We start from the raw sequence: 13,262 nt of genomic DNA on the forward strand, positions 1-13,262 counted from the left end.
AAAAGTACTTAAGATTTGTAAATATTACAATCTTAAGTGCTTTTTTCTTTTAAATGCAGTAGCTATGAGACAATGTATTTTAAATATTAAAAGTACCATAGAAGTTTTGAAAATAAATTGAAGGAAAATGATAAAAAATTTGAGATTGAGGTAACGGAGGATAAGCGTGGCTTTGAAAGGGGGTACTACTTGGATGTGCGCCATGATGCCAAAATGAGGGAGTAATTTGACCGGGAATTTGATAGTGTTGCCCAGTTGCGGGAAGTTCAATACCGACATCGGAACTAGCTGTATGAACAGCGGGAACGTGTATTTCGGGGGTCGAAGGAACTACGGCAGTTACTCTTGATGATACCCACATAATAATATTCACTCCTAAGTTGCGATAATAAAGTAGTATATTCTTTTCACACATATAAAGGTACAAATAAATGGGACTTTAGGCTAAAACATACGTATAAAGTTGTAAGACCAATTTAAATTGGTTTTGGACCATTTATTATAAAAAGATACGTCTATTTACGGAAGGAAAAGGAACGAAGAAACTGTAAAATGGAGGTGTTAATTGCAATAACTTACGTGTTTATGGAGGAATATGAATGGAACGATTATGGACGAAATCATTTATTCAAATGACTTTCGCAATGTTATTTTTATTTACAGGATTTTATTTACTAGTTCCAACGCTCCCGCTCTTTATTAAAGAGATAGGTGGTAATGAATCACAAGTCGGACTTATGATGGGAATGTTTACAATAGCAGCAGTTGTAATACGACCGATTATTGGAGGGATGTTGGATCAATATGGTAGAAGATCCTTTATTATTTTCGGGCTCATCTTTTTTGGGTTAACGATGTACTCTTATAATTTAGCGACGACAATTGTCCTTTTAGCTGTTTTACGTGTTATTCACGGAGTAACATGGGCTGTTTCTACAACAGCTGTTGGAACAGCGATAACTGACATGATTCCAGATTCACGCCGTGGTGAAGGTATGGGTTGGTATGGGATGGCTATGACGATTGCAATGGCAATTGGCCCAATGATTGGATTATCAGTTGTACAAAATTATTCATTTCACGGCCTTTTCTTATTAGCAACTCTTTTATCCTTTATGGCAGTCTTATTATCGTTAATGACGAAAATGACATTCATACCACAAAAAGGAAAAGGGAAAATGCAACTGTTTGAAAAATCCGTTCTATCCATTACGATAGTTGTATTCTTTTTATCATTTGCATATGGAGGCATTACGACGTTTTTACCGCTATTTGCATCGTCAATTGATGTGAATCCTGGGACATTCTTTCTTGTATATGCAATTGCTTTAACGATCGTAAGGCCAATTTCAGGAAAACTATTAGATAAGTATGGAGAAGTATTTATCATACTTCCGGCACTATGTATTACTATTATTGCAATAGTTGTATTAACGATTTCAAATGATTTAACAGGTGTAGTTATCGCAGCTACATTATATGGTGTTGGATTCGGTTCAGCACAGCCAGCATTGCAAGCAGCGATGCTTACAATTGTTGACCCGAGTAAACGAGGAGTTGCTAACGCTTCGTTCTTTACCGCATTTGATTTAGGGATTGGACTTGGTGCGATTTTACTTGGAGTTGTTTCGCAAATGTTTGGTTACCGTATTTTATTTGCTGGCAGTGCCATTTCAGGATTGATTGCTCTCATTATTTTTGTCTTTTTTGTAAAACAGCAATTAGGTAAAAAGAATTTGCGTAAACTGGAGGAATAAAGATGAAAATTTCAATTGATCATAAAGCTCTACAATGGTTTAAAGAAGAATTACGTATAAAGCATGGTGAATCTATACGGTTTAATGTAAGATACGGGGGAGATAGCTCCATCCAGCCTGGCTATTCTTTAGGGATTGTTGCAGAGAAACCAGATGGGGAAATCGTATCAGTTGAGAAGGAAGGTATTTTATTTTTTGTGGATGTTGATGATCTTTGGTACTTTCAAAACTATGATTTAGTTGTAGGTTACCATGAGAAAAAGGAAGAAATTCAATTTAATTATGTAAAATAATAACTTTATTAAAAATGAATAAGTTTTATATAAAAATTATATTTAAGAGATAGTGAAATAAATATCATATAGTAACGAGCTGTATTTATGTACAGCTCGTTTTTTCTATTTCGTAAATAAAATTAGAATAATTGTATATTTGGCGGTGTTATATGGAAAATCTTTATATTTTGTTTTTGAAAATATACAAAGAAGTCTATTCTTTCTTTATAAAACATAAGAATTATTTTCAAAAAATTGTATTGTTACAGTAAGAAAAGTATAGGAAACTTATCATTATAAAATAAATTGAAATCTTCTAAAAACTCTGATACATTGAAATAGAAATGTAGTTTCACAATATTGTAAAGGCTTACAGTTATGTGCACGAAGATCTATTAGGATTGGAGGAAATAATGATGAAAGCTGAAGAAAAATTTTCCCCGGGATTAGATGGTGTAGTGGCAGCGGAGACGAAGATTTCGTTTCTTGACACAGTGAAAGGTGAAATTGTAATTCAAGGGTATGATTTAATCGAACTCTCAAAAACAAAAGAGTATTTAGACATTGTGCACCTTTTATTGGAAGAACATCTACCGAATGAAGATGAAAAAGCAACACTTGAAAAGAAATTAAAAGAAGAATACGCGGTACCAGAAGGTGTATTCAACGTACTGAAGGCATTACCGAAAGAAACGCACCCTATGGATGGATTGCGTACAGGTGTGTCCGCATTAGCTGGTTACGATCATGATATTGAAAACCGCTCGTTAGAAGTAAACAAAAGCCGCGGATACAAATTATTGAGTAAAGTACCAAACATAGTAGCGAATAGCTATCATATTTTAAATAATGAAGAGCCAATTGAACCACTTAAGGAATTATCATATAGCGCGAATTTCTTCTATATGTTAACAGGTAAAAAACCAACTGAACTTGAGGAGAAGATCTTTGATCGTTCCCTTGTTTTATATAGTGAACATGAAATGCCAAACTCTACATTTACAGCGCGCGTTATTGCATCTACGCAATCCGACTTATATGGTGCTTTAACAGGTGCGGTTGCATCTTTAAAAGGTAGCTTACATGGCGGTGCGAACGAAGCGGTTATGTACATGCTTTTAGAAGCTGGTAATGTTGAAAAGTTTGAAGAGTTATTACAGAAGAAACTATATAACAAAGAAAAAATTATGGGCTTTGGACACCGTGTATATATGAAGAAGATGGATCCAAGAGCTTTAATGATGAAGGAAGCTTTAAAGCAGTTATGTGATGTAAAAGGTGATTATACACTATATGAAATGTGTGAAGCTGGAGAAAAGATTATGGAGAAGGAAAAAGGAATTTATCCAAACCTTGATTATTACGCAGCTCCAGTATATTGGATGCTTGGTATTCCAATTCAACTGTACACACCAATCTTCTTTAGTTCTAGAACAGTAGGACTATGTGCGCACGTTATCGAGCAACATACGAACAATCGTTTGTTCCGTCCACGTGTAAATTATATTGGCGAGCGACATGTGCTTAGTAAATAAGAACAACTGGGGAGTTGTTAGCGCCGCCCGCCAGATGGGTGTTTGACCGACACCCATCATTAATAATAACGAATTTTCGACAGAAAGGGAAGGATAGCATGATTAAAACAAATGAAATTAAACAAAAAGATGCATTATTAGAAGAGATTACGGATTATGTATTAAATAAAGAGGTAACAAGTGCAGAAGCATTCAGTACTGCTCGTTACGTATTACTTGATACACTTGGATGCGGAATTTTAGCGCTACAATATCCAGAGTGTACGAAATTATTAGGACCAGTTGTACCAGGAACAATCGTGCCAAATGGTACACGAGTACCAGGTACGTCTTATGTACTAGATCCAGTAAAAGGTGCATTTAATATCGGATGTATGATCCGTTGGTTAGACTATAACGATACTTGGCTTGCAGCAGAGTGGGGACATCCATCTGATAACTTAGGAGGAATTTTAGCAGTTGCAGATTATATTAGCCGTGTTCGTATTTCAGAAGGAAAAGAACCGTTAAAAGTACGTGAAGTATTAGAAATGATGATTAAAGCTCATGAAATTCAAGGTGTACTTGCTTTAGAAAACAGCTTAAACCGTGTTGGTCTTGACCACGTATTATATGTAAAAGTAGCAACAACTGCTGTAGTTGCGAAAATGCTTGGTGGAACACGTGAAGAAATCTTTAATGCATTATCACATGCGTGGATTGATAATTCTAGTCTTCGTACATATCGTCATGCTCCAAATACTGGATCACGTAAATCATGGGCAGCAGGTGACGCGACGAGCCGCGGTGTTCATCTTGCAATGACTGCTCTAAAAGGTGAAATGGGTTATCCTACAGCATTATCTGCACCAGGATGGGGATTCCAAGATGTATTATTCAATAAACAAGAATTAAAATTAGCTAGACCATTAGAGTCTTATGTAATGGAAAATGTATTATTTAAAGTTTCATATCCAGCAGAATTCCATGCACAAACAGCTGCAGAATGTGCTGTGAAATTACATCCGGAAATTAAAGAAAGATTAGATGAAATTGACCGTATTACAATTACAACTCATGAATCAGCAATTCGTATTATTGATAAAGAAGGTCCATTAAATAACCCAGCTGATCGTGATCATTGCTTACAATACATTACGGCAATTGGTTTATTAAAAGGAGATATTGTTGCGGACGATTACGAGGATGCAGTAGCAAATGATCCACGTGTAGATGAATTACGTAATAAGATGGTTGTTGTTGAAAACAAACAGTACAGTTTAGATTACCTTGACCCGAACAAGCGCTCAATCGCCAACGCTGTTCAAGTTCATTTCAAGGATGGCACTGTAACAGAGAGCGTGGAATGTGAATATCCACTTGGACACCGTTTCCGTAGAGACGAAGCGATTCCAAAAGTTGTTCAAAAATTCACTGCGAATATGGCAGGTCATTATTCTAATAAGCAACAAGAACAAATTCATGAAGTTTGTTTAAATGAAGAAAAACTAGAAAATATGAATGTAAACGAATTCGTAGATCTATTCTTAATTTAATAATAGGGGGAATCTAGAATGGCTTGGGTTGTGGATAAACAGTCAACACAAGAAGAGCTTGCGAATCGCTTCCGAGCTTTAGTAGAAGCAAATGAAATTTTGCAAATTCCAGGTGCTCATGACGCAATGGCAGCTTTAGTTGCGAAAAATACAGGTTTTTCAGCTCTTTATTTATCGGGAGCTGCTTATACTGCAAGTAAAGGGCTACCGGATTTAGGAATCGTAACGTCTACTGAAGTAGCAGAGAGAGCAAGAGATTTAGTAAGAGCTACAGATTTACCTGTTCTTGTTGACATTGATACAGGGTTTGGTGGTGTATTAAATGTAGCGAGAACTGCTGTAGAAATGGTGGAAGCGAAAGTAGCAGCTGTCCAAATTGAAGATCAGCAATTACCAAAGAAATGTGGCCATTTAAATGGTAAGAAACTCGTTACGACAGAAGAATTAGTTCAAAAAATTAAAGCGATTAAAGAAGTTGCACCGAGCTTGTATATTGTAGCACGCACAGATGCTCGTGGTGTAGAAGGATTAGATGAAGCAATTGAAAGAGCAAATGCATATGTAAAAGCAGGTGCAGACGCAATTTTCCCAGAAGCGCTACAATCAGAAGAGGAATTCCGTCTATTTAATAGCAAGGTAAATGCACCTTTATTAGCGAATATGACTGAATTCGGAAAAACACCGTATTATAGTGCAGAAGAATTTGCGAATATGGGCTTCCAAATGGTTATTTATCCTGTAACTTCACTTCGCGTAGCAGCGAAAGCATATGAGAATGTGTTTACTTTAATTAAGGAAACAGGTTCTCAAAAAGATGCACTTTCTAATATGCAAACGAGAAGTGAGTTATATGAAACAATTTCATATCATGACTTTGAAGAGTTAGATACTGGTATTGCAAAAACAGTATTATCAGAGGATCAATAGATACAACAACTAAGGCGATGAGAATACATCTTTAGCAAGACGAACTGCTTGATGTGAAAATTCATCGCCTTCTGTTTTCAAAAATAAGATATTCCACTCATCGTAGACGAGCATATGTAGTAGAAAATTAGGCCGAAATGATAGGGGGATTCAGATGGAGAAAACGAAGTTACCATGGGATGAATTTTTTTCACTTAATAAAGATATAAATCATACTTACTTTACACCAGAAGATTTTTCAGGTGATGAAGATTTAATCGCAAAAACGACAGAACAATTCGTTAAACAAGAAATTGTTCCACAAATGGAGAATATTGAACAACATAACTATAAAGTTTCTCGTCAATTATTTGAGAAAGCTGGGGAACTTGGATTATTAAGTATCGAGGTCCCAGAAGAATATGGCGGATTCGAATTAGGAAAGGCAGTTTCAGGGCTTGTAGCAGAAAAAATGGGATACGCTGGTGCATTTAGCGTTTCATTTAATATACACGCTGGTGTAGGTACATTGCCTTACATATATTACGGAACGAAAGAACAAAAAGAAAAATATTTGCCGAAAATTGCGTCTGGAGAATGGATTGGCGCTTATGCTTTAACTGAGCCAAATGCTGGTTCTGATGCTTTAAGTGCAAAAACGAGTGCAGTATTAAATAAAGATGGAACTGCTTGGAAGTTAAATGGTGAGAAGCAGTGGATTACAAATGCTCATATGGCAGATGTATACGTTGTTTTTGCGAAGACAAATAAAGGAATGACAGCGTTTATTGTCGAAAGAACATGTGAAGGTGTATCCATTGGACTAGAAGAAAAGAAAATGGGGATTAAAGGTTCTTCAACAGCGACTCTTATTTTAGAAGATGTTGTCATCCCTGCAGAAAATGTTTTAGGGGAAGTTGGGAAAGGGCATCACGTAGCTCTTAATATTCTTAACTTTGCTAGATTAAAACTTGCCTTTGGAAATATTGGAACAGCAAAGCAAGCAATTGGATTGTCCGTTCAATACGGAAAAGAACGTAAACAGTTCCAAACGGAATTAGTAGACTTTACGATGATTCAAGAGAAAATTGCAAATATGATCATTGCTACCTATGGAGCAGAAAGTGCAGCGTATCGTACAGCAGGTGTAATTGATGAAGCAATTCATGAGAGCGATGAAGATCTTATGAAGAAAATGTCTCAATTTGCAATTGAATGTGCACTAAATAAAGTAAATGCTTCTGAAACACTTGGTCACATCGTAGATGAAGCTGTACAAATTCATGGTGGTTACGGTTATATGCAAGAATACGAAGTAGAACGTTTATATCGTGACGCTCGAATTAGTCGTATTTTTGAAGGAACGAATGAGATTAACAGATTAACAGTTGCCAAAATGTTAATGAAACAAATGGAACAAATTGAAGATACTGAAGTAGAGATTGATGTAGCAAATGTCGAAAGAAACCATCGTTACATTTTATTAGCGAAAAAATTGTTGAAACAATCTTTGAAAACGCTCTCTAAAACTCCAGGGCTAAAAATTGATCAAGAGCAAGAATATTCACGTGTATTATCAAATATGTTAACGGACGTGTACGTCATGGAATCAGCATTTTTACGTACGAGTAAAGCAATTAGTAAAAATGGTGAAGAGAAAGAACGTACGAAACAAATGATAACTGACGTTATTTGTGAAGAAGGCTATCGTAAAGTAGAAGAAGCGGCGATTTCTATACTTTCAGCGGCTGTTACAGAAGAACAAGATAGACACGTAATTTTAGCTGAAATTCGTCAATTATTAGTACCTTTATACACGAACGTATTTACAAAAAAGAGAGAAGTTGCGAAAGCTATTATAAATCGTGGAAAGTATATTGTGTAAATAGGAGGAAAGCGATATGAAAAAGATTGGTTTTATCGGCTTAGGTAACATGGGTCTTCCGATGTCTAAAAATTTAGTTAAATCAAGTTACACAGTATATGGAGTGGATTTAAATAAAGATGCTGAAGCTTCCTTTGAAAAAGAAGGAGGAATTATTGGCTTATCAATCTCAAAATTAGCAGAGACATGCGATGTGATTTTTACAAGTTTACCTTCACCTCGGGCTGTTGAAGCGGTGTATTTTGGACAAGAAGGATTATTTGAAAATAGTCATTCAAATGTAGTTTTAATTGATACAAGTACTGTATCTCCACAGTTAAACAAACAGTTAGAGGAAGCGGCAAAAGAAAAGAAAGTAGACTTTTTAGCAGCACCTGTAAGTGGTGGGGTAATTGGAGCCGAAAACCGTACATTAACGTTTATGGTTGGTGGATCAAAAGAAGTATATGAAAAAACGGAATCTATCATGGGTGTATTAGGTGCAAACATCTTCCATGTTAGTGAGAAAATTGATAGTGGTACAACTGTTAAATTAATTAATAACCTATTAATAGGTTTTTATACAGCTGGTGTGAGTGAAGCATTAACATTAGCGAAAAAGAACAATATGGATTTGGATAAAATGTTTGATATTTTAAATGTAAGTTACGGCCAAAGTAGAATTTATGAGCGCAATTATAAAAGTTTTATTGCATCAGAAAACTACGAGCCAGGTTTTACTGTAAATTTATTAAAGAAAGATTTGGGGTTTGCAGTAGATTTAGCGAAAGAAAGTGAACTTCACTTACCAGTAAGCGAAATGCTATTAAACGTATATGAAGAAGCAAGTGAAGCTGGGTATGGTGAAAACGATATGGCTGCTTTATATAAGAAAGTTAGTGAACAATTAATTTCTAATCAAAAATAATAGATTTATAAACATCATAAAAAAGGAGAGAATAAAATGATTACAACTGAAATTAAACGAGTAAAAAATCATATTAATGGTGAGTGGGTAGAATCTACTGGTACAGAAGTAGAAGCAGTTCCAAATCCGGCGACTGGAAAAATTATCGCTTACGTTCCGCTATCTCCGAAAGAAGATGTTGAAAAAGCTGTTGAAGCAGCAAAAGCAGCATACGAAACATGGTCTAAAGTACCAGTTCCGAATCGTTCAAGACAATTGTATAAATATTTACAGCTTTTACAAGAAAACAAAGAAGAACTTGCAAAAATCATTACGCTAGAAAATGGTAAAACATTAACGGATGCAACTGGTGAAGTGCAGCGTGGTATTGAAGCGGTAGAACTTGCAACGTCAGCACCAAATTTAATGATGGGACAAGCACTTCCGAATATTGCTAGCGGCATTGATGGATCAATTTGGCGCTACCCAATCGGAGTTGTCGCTGGTATTACACCGTTTAACTTCCCGATGATGATTCCATTATGGATGTTCCCACTTGCAATTGCTTGCGGTAATACATTCGTATTAAAAACATCTGAAAGAACGCCACTTTTAGCAGAGCGACTTGTAGAGTTATTCTATGAAGCTGGCTTCCCGAAAGGCGTATTAAATTTAGTGCAAGGCGGAAAAGATGTTGTAAATAGCATTTTAGAAAATAAAGATATTCAAGCTGTTTCGTTCGTTGGATCTGAGCCGGTAGCTCGTTACGTATATGAAACAGGTACGAAACACGGAAAACGTGTACAAGCATTAGCTGGTGCAAAAAACCATGCGATTGTTATGCCAGATTGCAATCTAGAGAAAACAGTACAAGGTGTAATTGGATCTGCATTTGCAAGTAGCGGAGAACGCTGCATGGCATGTTCAGTAGTAGCAGTAGTTGATGAAATTGCGGATGAATTCATCGACGTACTAGTAGCAGAGACGAAGAAGTTAAAAGTAGGTGACGGTTTCCACGAAGATAATTATGTTGGACCATTAATTCGTGAATCTCATAAAGAGCGTGTATTAGGCTATATTAACAGCGGTGTAGCAGATGGGGCTACTTTATTAGTAGATGGCCGTAAAATTAAGGAAGAAGTTGGAGAAGGTTACTTTGTAGGTGCGACAATCTTTGATGGTGTAAATCAAGAAATGAAAATTTGGCAAGATGAGATTTTTGCTCCAGTATTAAGCATTGTGCGTGTTAAAGATTTAGAAGAAGGTATTAAACTAACAAATCAATCTAAATTTGCAAATGGTGCGGTTATTTATACATCAAACGGTAAACATGCACAAACGTTCCGTGATAACATCGATGCGGGTATGATCGGTGTAAACGTAAACGTTCCAGCACCAATGGCATTCTTCGCATTCGCGGGGAATAAAGCTTCATTCTTTGGTGATTTAGGTACAAATGGTACAGACGGCGTTCAATTCTATACACGTAAAAAAGTTGTCACTGAGCGCTGGTTTTAATAAAGAGTAAACAGCTAAATCAGTTGTTAAATGAAAAACACCACCCTGAAAATGTGGTGTTTTTCGTCTTGTTAATTACTTTTTTCAAAAGCGAGTTTAATGCCGAAACCAATTAAGACGATTCCTGTTAACCCTTGAATATAACGTTGTGTCTTCGGTTTTTTCATAAAAGCACTAATTTTATCAATTAAAAATATATAAAAAGCGAACCATATAACTGTTAAAACTAGGTAAGTAAGGCCCATTATGAGAAGTTGGATAAACGTATTATGATTTGGATTTAAAAATTGCGGTAAAAATGTTAAAAAGAAGACTGCAATTTTAGGGTTTAATAAATTTGTAAGAAACCCTTGGCGAAAATAAGAAGAATGCTCGTTTTCATTATTCAAAGATATATCATTCGTAGCAACACCTTCTTTGTTTCTTACTGCTAAAAGAGCTTTAATACCAATATAAATTAAATATAGAGCTCCAACATACTTGAAAATAGAAAATAAAAGAGCTGACTTTACAATAAGTGCGGAAAGTCCAATTACTGCTGCTAAAGTATGAATTAATAGTGCAACACATGTGCCGAACACTGTTTTTACCCCGCCCACCTTACCGGCAACTAATGTATTTTTCGTAGCCATTGCAGTGTCAGGACCGGGTAAAATAATAAGACAAATAGACATAATGATGAAAAGAAAATAATTTTCAATCATAGTCGCTCCTCCTTTGTTATTTTTAGAATATTTGATTAAAATCAGTGTAGCACACATTTCGATTTAATAAAATTAAATTTTATTAAAAATTATTAAATGGTAAAGAGGCTATAGAGTCGTGTAATGACATGACTCTATAGCCTCAGGTTTATCCCGTATAAACGGGCGATTGGAGAGGGTTAACCCACCACTTATGAAAGTTTTACTTTATGCGTTAAGTAAGTTAAAGAATCTATTTACATCTTCTTCTGAAACATCACTTAACTGTTTATATTTATAATTCGGATTTTGGTCTTTATCAACGACAACGGATCGTACTCCTTCAAAGAAATCGTCATGTCTCATGAAGTTTTTAGCAAGTACAAGGTCAGTAGCGAAACATTCTTCAACGGACTTATCTTGTCCATCAATAAACTGTTTTAATGTTACTTTTAGTGAAATAGGAGATTTTGATAATAACGTTTCTTTCGTTTGTAAAGCAAAGGAACTTTGATCTTTCTCTAATGAATGAATAATTTCTTCAATTGTATCGAATGCAAAATGTGAATTAATTTCTTCTAATGAAGGGGCAAGCTCACTTTCTAATTTTGGAGCAGTTGCAAATGTACGAATGACTTCTTTTAAATGAGTATGTACATCATCTTCTTTATGCCAATTTACACTTTCCAGTTCAGTAAGGAAATTTGGTAATGAATCAGATTCCATAAAATAATCAGCAGCGTTTATAAATAATACGTCAGAAGCTTTTAAAATAGATGCTGTTAAAGCGACATAGCGGCCAGCAAACCCTGGAGCTTTATTTAAGAAATAAGCAGCACCGACGTCTGGAAAGAAGCCAATATTCATCTCAGGCATTGCCCATTTCGTACGCTCAGTTACAATTCGATATTTCGCACCATTTGTAAGACCAACACCACCACCCATTACAATTCCATCTAAACAAGCGATAATCGGTTTTTTATATTGATAAATATATGTATCAATTTCATACTCCTCTTCAAAAAAACGTTCCGCATGCTGCAATGCAGCTTCATTTGAACGTGCTTCATAAAGAGTTTTAATGTCGCCACCTGCACAAAAACCTTTTGTGCCAGCACCTTTTAAAATGATAATCTCAATTCGCTCGTCATTTTCCCACTCTTTCAGTTTTTGCCCAATTGGTTGCAACATGTCATAAGATAAAGAATTAAGTGCTTTTGGGCGGTTTAAAGTAATTGATGCAACGCCGTTTTTACTAACGGAAAATAAAACGTGTTCAGTCATAATTCATCCTCCCTTACATATCTTCTTATTCTTAATTCTTGATACGTACTGAAATGTCCTTTATAAATTTTGTCTAAAGTTGGCGGTACATGTTAATTTGTACACTGCATATTTTGACGAGTTATATTTGCAGGATTTTGGAGGTTGAAAATGAATATTACAACATTACTGTAATTGTAATTATTTGAAGTTAACATGAGAAACACGCTATTATATAGGTGTAAATTATACATAATCACTTCGAAAAGAATATTTGAAGTAATTATAATGAAAGAAAAATTGCTTTTCATTAGAAATAGAGAAAGGAGAAATCGGAATGCCAGTACCTTTACTATTGTCGGTGATTATTTTGTCTTCTTTAATAATAGGGATAACGCAGTATTTTCATCATACAGATACGACAGAGGAAGTGAAGGATAAAGTACGACTTGTATTTCCGATTTTTATCATATCTATTTCTTTTTGCATTCTATTAAATAAGGATGGGTACATTGTCGCAGTATTTTCATTTTTTGTAGCGATTGTTTTCATTACAGTTTTATATTATGTAATGAAAGACTTTATCCAAAAATAAAGATGTCACATGAGACATCTTTATTTTTGTAACGAATAAAATTTCACATACCGTATTGTATGTGAAAATAAAAAAACATATGGCAATAGAAAAGTATGTACTTTACCGTGTATTTACTTGTCAATCTTGCATAGCCAATATACTATTAATAGTGTAGAGATTAGAAAAAGGGGTTGTATCTATCATGAAATTTGAGATGCACACAAAAATTATTTCAAATGAAAAAGAAGTAAGATTACATATAGAAGAAAACATATTTCAATTAAAATTGGATGGTTATCACTTATTTACAGTTCAAGAAATATTACCTTTATATAAATCAAATGAAGAAAGAATTGGTAGTGCAATGATACAAAAGTTAGAATGGGAGAACGGAAAAACTACAATAAACTATCAACTTGTATCACTAAATTCAGTAAATTAA

General features: G+C 35.0%; 13 protein-coding genes. 10 read left to right on the forward strand and 3 right to left on the reverse strand.

Annotated elements, in window-relative coordinates:
• Positions 1-79: 79 nt before the first annotated feature.
• Complete coding sequence (locus AC2CGR_RS06710; RefSeq protein ID WP_087968014.1) at positions 80-361, reverse strand: hypothetical protein; 282 nt, start codon at positions 359-361, stop codon at positions 80-82.
• Positions 362-599: 238 nt separating this feature from the next.
• Here AC2CGR_RS06710 and AC2CGR_RS06715 point away from each other — a divergent pair, with 238 nt between their 5' ends.
• The 8 genes from AC2CGR_RS06715 to AC2CGR_RS06750 all read left to right on the forward strand — a co-directional run bounded on the left by AC2CGR_RS06715 (position 600) and on the right by AC2CGR_RS06750 (position 10,297).
• The gene (locus AC2CGR_RS06715; RefSeq protein ID WP_270185237.1) at positions 600-1,757 is read left to right on the forward strand and encodes an MFS transporter; all 1,158 of its coding nucleotides are present in this window, start codon (positions 600-602) and stop codon (positions 1,755-1,757) included.
• A gap of 2 nt (positions 1,758-1,759) precedes the next feature.
• On the forward strand, positions 1,760-2,050 hold the full coding sequence (locus tag AC2CGR_RS06720) for a HesB/YadR/YfhF family protein (protein ID WP_087968018.1): 291 nt from the start codon (positions 1,760-1,762) through the stop codon (positions 2,048-2,050).
• A 395-nt stretch (positions 2,051-2,445) separates the two neighbouring features.
• Positions 2,446-3,567, forward strand: coding sequence for a citrate synthase (gene mmgD / locus AC2CGR_RS06725; RefSeq protein WP_140349812.1), 1,122 nt, complete (start codon positions 2,446-2,448; stop codon positions 3,565-3,567).
• Between the two features lie 98 nt (positions 3,568-3,665).
• Positions 3,666-5,102, forward strand: coding sequence for a 2-methylcitrate dehydratase (prpD, locus tag AC2CGR_RS06730; RefSeq protein WP_000598133.1), 1,437 nt, complete (start codon positions 3,666-3,668; stop codon positions 5,100-5,102).
• Between the two features lie 18 nt (positions 5,103-5,120).
• Complete coding sequence (gene prpB, locus AC2CGR_RS06735; protein WP_000312630.1) at positions 5,121-6,029, forward strand: methylisocitrate lyase; 909 nt, start codon at positions 5,121-5,123, stop codon at positions 6,027-6,029.
• A gap of 154 nt (positions 6,030-6,183) precedes the next feature.
• Positions 6,184-7,893: an acyl-CoA dehydrogenase family protein gene (locus tag AC2CGR_RS06740; RefSeq protein WP_087968022.1), complete on the forward strand. Its 1,710-nt coding sequence runs from the start codon at positions 6,184-6,186 to the stop codon at positions 7,891-7,893.
• A gap of 16 nt (positions 7,894-7,909) precedes the next feature.
• Positions 7,910-8,800: an NAD(P)-dependent oxidoreductase gene (locus tag AC2CGR_RS06745; protein WP_087968024.1), complete on the forward strand. Its 891-nt coding sequence runs from the start codon at positions 7,910-7,912 to the stop codon at positions 8,798-8,800.
• Between the two features lie 36 nt (positions 8,801-8,836).
• A complete protein-coding gene (locus tag AC2CGR_RS06750; RefSeq protein ID WP_000633351.1) occupies positions 8,837-10,297 on the forward strand; it encodes a CoA-acylating methylmalonate-semialdehyde dehydrogenase in 1,461 nt (486 codons plus the stop codon).
• A gap of 71 nt (positions 10,298-10,368) precedes the next feature.
• On the opposite strand, the gene AC2CGR_RS06755 is transcribed toward AC2CGR_RS06750, so the two are convergent.
• Together AC2CGR_RS06755 and AC2CGR_RS06760 are read right to left on the reverse strand one after the other, a co-directional pair.
• Entirely contained in the window at positions 10,369-11,001 is a 633-nt protein-coding gene (locus tag AC2CGR_RS06755) for a LysE family translocator (protein WP_484480673.1), read from the reverse strand.
• A 207-nt stretch (positions 11,002-11,208) separates the two neighbouring features.
• Positions 11,209-12,264, reverse strand: a complete 1,056-nt coding sequence (locus AC2CGR_RS06760; RefSeq protein ID WP_131102091.1) for an enoyl-CoA hydratase/isomerase family protein — start codon at positions 12,262-12,264, stop codon at positions 11,209-11,211.
• Positions 12,265-12,580: 316 nt separating this feature from the next.
• Between AC2CGR_RS06760 and AC2CGR_RS06765 the strand changes: the two genes are divergently transcribed.
• Both AC2CGR_RS06765 and AC2CGR_RS06770 read left to right on the forward strand, forming a co-directional pair.
• On the forward strand, positions 12,581-12,838 hold the full coding sequence (locus AC2CGR_RS06765; RefSeq protein ID WP_087968030.1) for a hypothetical protein: 258 nt from the start codon (positions 12,581-12,583) through the stop codon (positions 12,836-12,838).
• Positions 12,839-13,022: 184 nt separating this feature from the next.
• A complete protein-coding gene (locus AC2CGR_RS06770; protein WP_000667348.1) occupies positions 13,023-13,262 on the forward strand; it encodes a DUF2584 domain-containing protein in 240 nt (79 codons plus the stop codon).

This window comes from Bacillus sp. LSHTCR4 (assembly GCF_057197025.1).

Coding starts and splice junctions, on each gene's coding strand:
- AC2CGR_RS06710 (WP_087968014.1), bottom strand. CDS start 361: ATGTGGGTATCATCAAGAGTAACTGCCGTAGTTCCTTCGACCCCCGAA.
- AC2CGR_RS06715 (WP_270185237.1), top strand. CDS start 600: ATGGAACGATTATGGACGAAATCATTTATTCAAATGACTTTCGCAATG.
- AC2CGR_RS06720 (WP_087968018.1), top strand. CDS start 1,760: ATGAAAATTTCAATTGATCATAAAGCTCTACAATGGTTTAAAGAAGAA.
- mmgD (WP_140349812.1), top strand. CDS start 2,446: ATGATGAAAGCTGAAGAAAAATTTTCCCCGGGATTAGATGGTGTAGTG.
- prpD (WP_000598133.1), top strand. CDS start 3,666: ATGATTAAAACAAATGAAATTAAACAAAAAGATGCATTATTAGAAGAG.
- prpB (WP_000312630.1), top strand. CDS start 5,121: ATGGCTTGGGTTGTGGATAAACAGTCAACACAAGAAGAGCTTGCGAAT.
- AC2CGR_RS06740 (WP_087968022.1), top strand. CDS start 6,184: ATGGAGAAAACGAAGTTACCATGGGATGAATTTTTTTCACTTAATAAA.
- AC2CGR_RS06745 (WP_087968024.1), top strand. CDS start 7,910: ATGAAAAAGATTGGTTTTATCGGCTTAGGTAACATGGGTCTTCCGATG.
- AC2CGR_RS06750 (WP_000633351.1), top strand. CDS start 8,837: ATGATTACAACTGAAATTAAACGAGTAAAAAATCATATTAATGGTGAG.
- AC2CGR_RS06755 (WP_484480673.1), bottom strand. CDS start 11,001: ATGATTGAAAATTATTTTCTTTTCATCATTATGTCTATTTGTCTTATT.
- AC2CGR_RS06760 (WP_131102091.1), bottom strand. CDS start 12,264: ATGACTGAACACGTTTTATTTTCCGTTAGTAAAAACGGCGTTGCATCA.
- AC2CGR_RS06765 (WP_087968030.1), top strand. CDS start 12,581: ATGCCAGTACCTTTACTATTGTCGGTGATTATTTTGTCTTCTTTAATA.
- AC2CGR_RS06770 (WP_000667348.1), top strand. CDS start 13,023: ATGAAATTTGAGATGCACACAAAAATTATTTCAAATGAAAAAGAAGTA.